Below are 8,342 nucleotides of genomic sequence, written 5' to 3' on the forward strand. Positions count from 1 at the left end.
CGTTCAATGGTGTGGGGCGAGATCGCCGGCTATCGCTCGCTGTTACACGGGGCGCACGTATGGGAGCATGTCGCTAATGATGACCTCGGCGCATGTGAGCCGGACGTCGAGGCCGACATTCGGCAACAGGTCCAGCTTGAGCAAGCCGCCTGGAACCTGCGCCAGCGACATTTCCATGATCGTCGCCTCCTCGAGCATCGCGTTCACGTCAATCTCAGACGTGCGAACGTCCAGACAATCGATCACGACGATGCGATCGGGGCGACCGTCAACAGGCGGCGGCCCATAACGGTTATGGAGTACTTCGAGGCGCACATCCACTACATCGCGTGTTTGCGTACCGGGCATCTGGCGCCCGTCAACGCTTTCGCGACTCTCGCGCGTCCTTCGCATACAGAAAGACCGCACCGCCGAGTCATGAAAGGATGAATAGCCGCCAAGGACCGTTGCCAGCGTCTCGCCGTTGGTTGCCAGGTCCCACCCCCAAGTCTTTTCCGGGCTGCTCATTGCGTTCTACTCACTCACAGTTGATTGGTGACATCGGCAGGTGCGTATTGTCCCGCTTCCCATTGAAGAAGTTATGGCCGTGCGGCTCGCCGTGACTGGCGTGGAACTGCGCGCAAAGGTTGCCTTCCGAATCGAAATAGTCCACGTCCCGGCCATTCGGATTGACAAGATGGCCCCCTGGCTCGTTGCCAGACATGCCCACGCCCCGCGCGGCCAACTCATCAAGGTTCCCGCTCGTTTCGTCGGGGGCGTACTCGAAAGGCTGCGCGTCAGCGAGATCGGGTGCGGCCGTGTCGGTGAACTCAGCAAGCGGCGTCGCAATGCTGCCATCCGGCAGAACATCGCCGGGATTGGCCGCCCAGATAGCCGGGCCATCTTCGGCGGGAAGTCGCGGCAGTGGACGCGCGACATACGAGCCTGCACGCGCGATGCGAGCCGTGCCCTTGAAAAGCTGGGACGGCGTGAAAGTGACCGAACGCGGCTTCGGGTTTCCGCTTCCGCCGCTGCCCGCGCCCGTATAACGCGGCGCATCGGGTATCGCCACGATATCGCCTGTCTCGATTGCGCGCTTGACCTTGAATACGGCATCGGCCGATGATGCATCACCAATACCAAGAAGGCCGCAAAGCTGCTGCATCAACCTGTCGTCACGCGTCCACTTGAACGCGTCGGACAGGAGCGCCTTCGCGGAATCGGTGGCGCGCTGTTTGTCGGCGTCTTGCAAAAAAGCATCGCGACGCAGGCGCAGCGTCAACGAGCGATCGGCCAGCCTGACTTCATTACCCACCCTTCCTCCTTGCGATTGGACGGAGCGGGTATACCTAGCACAATGCCACAGCCCTGTTTGCAAATCATCGTCAAGACGGGACGTTCATACGTAGCGTTCGGGAAGCTTACCGAGCTTGAGGACAACCCCCGCACTTGGTCACAGACCGCACTCGAAACGAGGCTGATCGGAACGCGCATTAAAGGTGCAGAGGCGGACGCCCAACTCCCGGGGAATTGCAACGAAACCGCGTAAATCCAACCAGATGACCTGCTACGAAACACTGATCAATCCAATGAGGCGGCAAAGGGGAAAGGCGTTTGGATCGGCACTTCGGTTTACGATGAGAAAACTCCTGTCACAGAGTCATTCATGGCTGACCTTGCACACTCCTGGCTGATCTTCAGCGCGCCCGTCGCCGCTGCGCGGGCCGCGCGCCGGCCGCTCGTGGCGCTGGAATCGACGATCATCGCGCACGGCATGCCGTATCCCGAGAACGTGCGCACTGCGCGCGAAGTCGAGGCGCTGATCCGCGAGCTGGGCGCCGAGCCCGCGACGATCGCCGTGATGGGCGGACGAATCCGCATTGGCCTTTCAGACGACGAACTGGAACGGCTTGGCCGCTCGGACGGCGTGCACAAAGTCAGCCGCCGCGATCTGCCTGCCGTGCTCGCGAGCGGCGAGACGGGCGCGACGACAGTAGCAGGCACGATGATCTGCGCGGCGCTGGCGGGCATCGAGGTGTTCGTCACGGGCGGCATCGGCGGCGTGCATCGCGGCGCGTCCGAGACCTTCGACATTTCCGCCGATCTGCAAGAGCTGGCGAAAACGTCGGTGGCGGTCGTGTGCGCCGGTGCGAAGTCGATCCTCGACATCGGGCTCACGCTCGAATATCTGGAAACGCACGGCGTGCCCGTGCTCAGTTGCGAGCAGGACAATTTCGCTGCGTTCTACACGCGCGACAGCGGCTTTCGCGCGGACTACAGGCTCGACGACGCGCACGAGCAGGCACGCTTCATCCGCGCGAAGTGGGACCTGGGACTGGCGGGCGGCGTCGTGTTGAGCACGCCCGTGCCGGAAGCAGCGGCGATGCCGTCCGAAGAGATCGAGGCGATCACTCGCGAGGCGCTTGCGGATGCCGCCGCACAAGGCATCGCCGGCAAGGCCGTGACGCCTTTTCTGCTCGCGCGCATCAAGGCGCTGACGGGCGGACGCAGCCTCGCAACGAACATCGCGCTCGTGAAGCACAACGCGGAAGTGGGAGCGAGACTGGCGTTGGCGCTGTCGCGCGCGGACCAGGGCCCGTCTTCATAGTCCCGTTTTCACGATCGACGTTCGCTTCGCCCGTGCGGCCATGTACGCTCGTCTTGCTCGGGCAATGGTTTTGCACGCCCGCGCAATGCCATCGCCGTTCACTTTCTTTTCACTGCACGACAACCGCGATTCGCATCGGTATCCGTGAATCACGGACTGGGCACGTGCATTGCTCAGCAGCTTCGGCAGTTGCATTGCGAAAATGTCTGTACAGAACGCGGACATAGGCCGTGGCGGATCGACGATATGTCGAATGACGCGGCCCGTCTCCCTCAGTGGCCTTATATGGCGATTGCCGCGGCGCGGGCAGATAATCGTCGGACAGCCCCGGATAGACAGCGGGGCTTGCTTGATTGTGGGGTGGACACATGAAAGCTCACGGTCGCAAAAGCCTGATTTGCGCGGTGCTGATCGCCGTACTGTATGTCGGTTGCAGCGGTGGCGGCGGTGGAGACAGCAACAATGCCAGCACTGGCAGCGGTTCGGGATCAAGCCCAGGTTCGGGATCAAGCCCAGGTTCGGGATCGGGTTCCGGTTCCGGCTCGTCGGGTACCGCGGGAAATCCGCCGGCGACTGCGGCTCCAACGGTGGATGTCGTCACCTATCACAACGACATCGCGCGCACGGGCCAGCAATTGCACGAAACCAGGCTCACGCCCGCGAACGTGAATTCGTCCACCTTCGGCAAGATCAACAATTATCCCGTCGATGGCAAGGTCGACGCCGAGCCGCTCTATCTGTCCAACGTATCGATTGCGGGCGGCACGCACAACGTGCTGTATGTCGCGACGGAGAACGACAGCGTCTATGCGTTCGACGCCGACACGGGCGCCCAGCTATGGAAAGTCTCGGCGCTCGGCAATGGAGAAACGCCGAGCGATTCCCTTAATTGCTTCCAGATCTCGCCGATCATCGGCATTACGTCAACGCCCGTGATCGATCGCGCGCGCGGGCCGCATGGCGCGATGTATCTGGTGGCGATGTCGAAGGATGCGTCGGGCAACTATCACCAGCGCATTCACGCGCTCGACCTCGCGACGGGCGCCGAGCTGTTCGGCGGTCCGATGACGATCAGTGCATCGGTCCCCGGCAGCGGGCCGAACAGTTCGGGCGGCTCGCTCACATTCGATCCGAAGCAGTACGCGGAACGTCAGTCGCTGCTGCTGCTGAACGGCAATGTCTACACCGGGTGGACGTCCCACTGCGATATCACACCGTACAACGGCTGGGTGATCTCGTATAACGCGGATACGCTGCAGCAAACGGGCGTGCTGAACCTCACGCCGAACGGCACGGGCGGCGCGATCTGGATGAGCGGCGCGGGCATGGCGTCGGACGGGCAGTCGATCTATTTCCTCGACGCGAACGGCACGTTCGATACGACGCTCGACGCGAACGGGTTCCCGGTGAACGGCGACTTCGGCAACGCATTCATCAAGCTGGGCACGGCCAATGGTCCGAAAGTCACGGACTATTTCGTCATGTCGAACACCTTGACGGAATCACAAGCCGACGAGGACCTGGGCTCGGGCGGTGCGCTCGTGCTGCCGGATCTGACCGACGCAAGCGGCGCCGTGCGTCACCTCGCACTCGGGGCCGGCAAGGACGCGATCATCTATGTGGTCAACCGCGATTCGATGGGCAAGTTCAACCCGAGCGCCAACAACCTCTATCAGCAGATCAGCGGACAACTGACGGGACCGGAGTTCGGCATGCCCGCGTATTTCAACAATACGGTTTACTTCGGTTCGATCGGCGACAGCATCAAGGCCTTCGGCGTGAGCGGCGCAGGGCTGACGACGACGCCGACCAGCCGCACGCCGACGAGCTTCGGCACGCCCGGCGCGACGCCGAGCATTTCAGCGAACGGCAACGCAAGCGGAATCGTGTGGGCGCTCGAAAACGGCGATATCGCGGTGCTGCATGCGTACGACGCGACGAATCTCGCCGTCGAGCTGTACAACAGCAATCAGGCCGCGAACGCGCGCGATCAGTTCGGCGCGGGCAACAAGTTCATCACGCCGATGATCGCGAACGGCAAGGTATATGTGGGCACGCCAAACAGCGTCGCAGTGTTCGGCTTGCTAGGCGGGGGCTAGGCGGAGGTTAGATGGTCGCGACGATGACGGGCATCACGCGCTTTCGCGCACGACCAGTTCGAAGCCGAGATCGACGACAGGCGATGCGACCGGCTCGTTGCCGATCATCGACAGCAGCAGGTTGGAGGCGATGCGCCCGACTTCCATTCGCGGCGTGCGAACCGTGGTCAGACGCGGCACGCAATCCGCGGCGCCCGCGAGATCGTTGAAGCCGACTATCGCCACGCGGTCCGGAATCGCAATGCCTTGGCGTCGCGCTTCGAACAGCGCGCCTTGCGCAAGGTCGTCGTTGCCGAAGAAGATGCCGTCGACGTCCGGCCGCCGTTGCAGCAACTGGCGGAACAGATCGCATCCGAGCCCGATCGACGACGGCGACGGCGTCAGCACTTCGAGGTCGGGATCGTACAGGCCCTTGCGCTGCAGCGTGTCGCGAAAGCCCTCTCCGCGCTGCATCATCCGCGAGTCGAGCTGCGCGGCGACAAACGCATTGTGACGGCAGCCGCGCGCAATCAGGTGCTCCGCGACGGCTTCGCCGGCACGGGCCTGCGAGAAGCCGACGCAATGCACGCCTTCGGCTTCTTCGAGTTCCATGATGTGCACGCAAGGCACGCCACTCGCGTCGATCAGGCGGCGCGCGCTCTCCGTCCGGTCGAAGCCGGTGACGATCAGGCCGCTCGGCGGCGACGCAAGGTAGTGGCGGATCAGGTCTTCCTCGGCGTTGCGCGAGTAGTGCGAATTGCCGATCAGGATTTCGTAGCCGCGCGGACGCAGCACCGTGTGGATCGACTCGAGCACATCGACGAACACCGCGTTCGACAGCGACGGAATCACCACGGCGACGGCATCGCTGCGCGATGACGCGAGCGCGCGGGCGGCGGGATTGGTGACGTAGTTCAGTTCCGCCGCGGCGGCTTTGACCCGTTGCACGTAATCGGGTCCGACCGAGCACAGGCCGCGCAGCACACGCGACGCCGTAATCGTGCTGACGCCGGCAAGCCGGGCGACCGCCTCGAGGGTCGGCCGGCCCGTGCTTCGGGTTTTCCTGAGTGTCGATGTCGCCATGATCGATTTAGGATAGCGCTGTCTTGCATCCCGCGCAACAGCGTTCAATCGACGGCTTCGAGCCGTCGTGCAACGCGAGCGCCGAGACCGCCGGACTTAATTTTATGTCTGTATGAGATAGCGCTATCTCAAAAGCTGAAAGGAGTCGCATATGATCGGACACATTTCATCGCTCGTTGTCATGGGTGTCGCAGGATGCGGCAAAAGCAGCGTCGCGCAGGCGCTTGCGGCCAGTCTCGGCGGGGTGCTGATCGAAGGCGATGCGTTTCATCCGCAAGCGAACGTCGACAAGATGAAGCGCGGCATTCCCCTCACCGACGAGGATCGCGCGGGCTGGCTCGATCGCCTCGCGGAAGAACTCGAACGCGTCGCGAGCCGGGGTGAACGCGCCGTGCTCGCGTGCTCGGCGCTGAAAGCGCGCTATCGCAACCGGCTGCGCAACGCGACGTCGTCGCTGGGCTTCGTGTTTCTCGATCTGCCGCAACGCGAGGCCTTGCGGCGCGTGGCGCAGCGTGACAGCCACTTCATGCCTGCGTCGCTCGTCGAAAGCCAGTTCGCCACGCTCGAGCGTCCCGTTGCCGAGCCGCTGACGCTGACGCTCGACGGCACCCGTTCGCTTCCCAGCCTCGTCACGGAGGCGGCCGCGTGGTGTGGCAGTTTGCGGTTCCAGCCTGCCATGATGCAGCCTGCATGAGATAGCGCTGTCCCGGATTTCTGCTTCGCGGCCCGACTGACAGGGCCAAAACGATAACTTTTCAAGGAGACCATGATGGCAATCGCATCAGGGCAACGCGTTCCCAACCGGCGCTGGGTCATCGGCCTGTTGCTGGGCATCGGCGTGCTCATCAATTACTTCGACCGGATCAACCTGTCGGTCGCGGCGCCGCAGATGAAAGAGGCGTTCAATCTGTCGCCGGCCGATATGGGCCTGCTGTTCAGCGCGTTTTTCTGGCCGTATGCGTTGCTGCAAGTGCCGGCGGGGCTCTTTCTCGATCGCTTCGGCGTGACGCGCGTCGGCCGTTGGGGCGCGTTCCTGTGGGGCCTCGCGTCGGCCATCACCGTTTTCGCAAGCGGATTCGGCGGCGTGTTCGCGGCGCGCGCGGTGCTGGGCATCGCGGAAGCGCCCGGCTTTCCCGTCAGTTCGAAGGCCACGGGCTACTGGTTTCCGCGCAAGGAACGCGCGCTCGCGACGGCCATCTTCGATGCAGCCGCCAAGTTCTCGAATGTGATCGGCGTGCCGCTCGTCGCCGTCGTCGTCGTGAACGCGGGCTGGCGATGGGGATTCGGCGTCACGGCGCTGCTGAGTTTCGCGTATTTCATCGCGTTCCTCGTCATCTATCGCGATCCGAGCAAGGACAGCAAGCTTTCTCCCGCTGAACTCGACTACATCCAGAAGGGCGGCGCGACGCCCGAAGGCACATCGGGCGCAAGCGTGTTCGGCATGCTCGGCTACCTGCTGACCAAGACGAAGGTCTGGGGCCTGACGATCGGCTTTGCCGCCTACGGCTACTCGTTCTATCTGTTCCTGACTTGGCTGCCGGGTTATCTCGTCCAGACGATGCACATGAGCATCCTCAAGTCGGCGGGCTTCGCGGCGATTCCGTGGGCCGTGGCGACGGTAACGGACCTGGTCGTCGGCGGCTGGCTGATCGACCATCTGATCGCGCGCGGCAAGGACGAGACGCGCGTGCGCAAGGCAGTGCTGGTGACGGGCATGCTGTTCGGCCTCGCCGTTTTCGGCGCGACGCAGACGACGAACCCCGGATGGGCGATCTTGTGGATCTCGATTGCGCTCGGCGGTCTCGCGGCGGCTGCGCCCGTCGGCTGGTCGCTGCCGTCGCTGATTGCGCCGAAGGGTGGCGTGGGTACCGTCGGCGGCATCATGAACTTCGCCAACAACCTGATGGGCGTGGCCGCGCCCATCGTCACGGGCTTCATCGTCGGCGCGACGAACTCCTTCGCCAACGCGTTCCTCGTGGCGGGCGTCATCCTTGCCGTCGGCATCGTGTCGTTCGTGTTCGTGATGGGACGCATCGAAGCGATTCCGGAACCGGACGATACCGACGAAGCGGGCCGCACCGTGACGAAAACGTCGACGCCGGCGGGTTGAGCCGCGCGACGCAGCGGCGCGAAATTACATCGGTTTGAAAGCCTGATCGACTGGCAGGCACAGAACAACGAATCAATAACAGCCTCGATGAGGCATCTGGAGAAAAACGCAATGAAAAAGAACCGTCAACGGCGCCTCGCAGGTCTGGCGGCAGTCGCTTCCGTTGCTACGGCAGCGTATGCACCGGCGTTCGCGCAAAGCAGCGTGACGCTGTACGGCATCGTCGATAACGGCATCGGTTATCAGTCGAGCTCGACGACGCTCGGCTCGACGTCGGGCGGCCACTCGGCGTTCAAGATGATCACGGGCGTGTGGGCAGGCAGCCGCTTCGGCCTGAAGGGCGCGGAAGATCTGGGCGGCGGCACGAAAGCGATCTTCACGCTGGAAGAGGGCTTTAGCGCGAACAGCGGCGCGATGTCGACGACCAACCTGATGTTCAGCCGCCAGGCGTTCGTCGGCGTGACGAACGGCACGTACGGCACGC

At 63.4% G+C, this 8,342-nt stretch carries 8 protein-coding genes; 5 read left to right on the top strand and 3 right to left on the bottom strand.

Features of this window, described 5'->3' with window-relative positions:
• Positions 1–42: 42 nt before the first annotated feature.
• Complete coding sequence (locus GCT13_RS15805; RefSeq protein WP_152759619.1) at positions 43–507, bottom strand: hypothetical protein; 465 nt, start codon at positions 505–507, stop codon at positions 43–45.
• Between the two features lie 10 nt (positions 508–517).
• Positions 518–1,357, bottom strand: coding sequence for a hypothetical protein (locus GCT13_RS15810; RefSeq protein ID WP_152759621.1), 840 nt, complete (start codon positions 1,355–1,357; stop codon positions 518–520).
• Between the two features lie 288 nt (positions 1,358–1,645).
• Here GCT13_RS15810 and GCT13_RS15815 point away from each other — a divergent pair, with 288 nt between their 5' ends.
• Together GCT13_RS15815 and GCT13_RS15820 are read left to right on the top strand one after the other, a co-directional pair.
• Complete coding sequence (locus GCT13_RS15815) at positions 1,646–2,587, top strand: pseudouridine-5'-phosphate glycosidase (protein WP_152759623.1); 942 nt, start codon at positions 1,646–1,648, stop codon at positions 2,585–2,587.
• A gap of 368 nt (positions 2,588–2,955) precedes the next feature.
• Complete coding sequence (locus tag GCT13_RS15820) at positions 2,956–4,686, top strand: PQQ-binding-like beta-propeller repeat protein (RefSeq protein WP_152759625.1); 1,731 nt, start codon at positions 2,956–2,958, stop codon at positions 4,684–4,686.
• Between the two features lie 33 nt (positions 4,687–4,719).
• Here GCT13_RS15820 and gntR read toward each other — a convergent pair whose 3' ends face one another.
• Positions 4,720–5,748, bottom strand: coding sequence for an HTH-type transcriptional regulator GntR (gene gntR, locus GCT13_RS15825; protein WP_152759627.1), 1,029 nt, complete (start codon positions 5,746–5,748; stop codon positions 4,720–4,722).
• Positions 5,749–5,899: 151 nt separating this feature from the next.
• On the opposite strand from gntR, the gene GCT13_RS15830 reads away from it, so the two are divergent.
• The 3 genes from GCT13_RS15830 to GCT13_RS15840 all read left to right on the top strand — a co-directional run.
• Positions 5,900–6,442, top strand: a complete 543-nt coding sequence (locus GCT13_RS15830) for a gluconokinase (protein ID WP_152759629.1) — start codon at positions 5,900–5,902, stop codon at positions 6,440–6,442.
• 72 nt (positions 6,443–6,514) lie between these two features.
• Positions 6,515–7,858 carry an MFS transporter gene (locus GCT13_RS15835; RefSeq protein WP_227746860.1) on the top strand — a complete coding sequence of 448 codons (1,344 nt, stop codon included), beginning with the start codon at positions 6,515–6,517 and terminating at the stop codon, positions 7,856–7,858.
• A 111-nt stretch (positions 7,859–7,969) separates the two neighbouring features.
• Positions 7,970–8,342: porin (locus GCT13_RS15840; RefSeq protein ID WP_152759633.1), on the top strand; the 373-nt coding region annotated here is incomplete at its 3' end.

Origin of the sequence: Paraburkholderia franconis, assembly GCF_009362735.1 — a bacterium.
GTDB lineage: Bacteria > Pseudomonadota > Gammaproteobacteria > Burkholderiales > Burkholderiaceae > Paraburkholderia > Paraburkholderia franconis.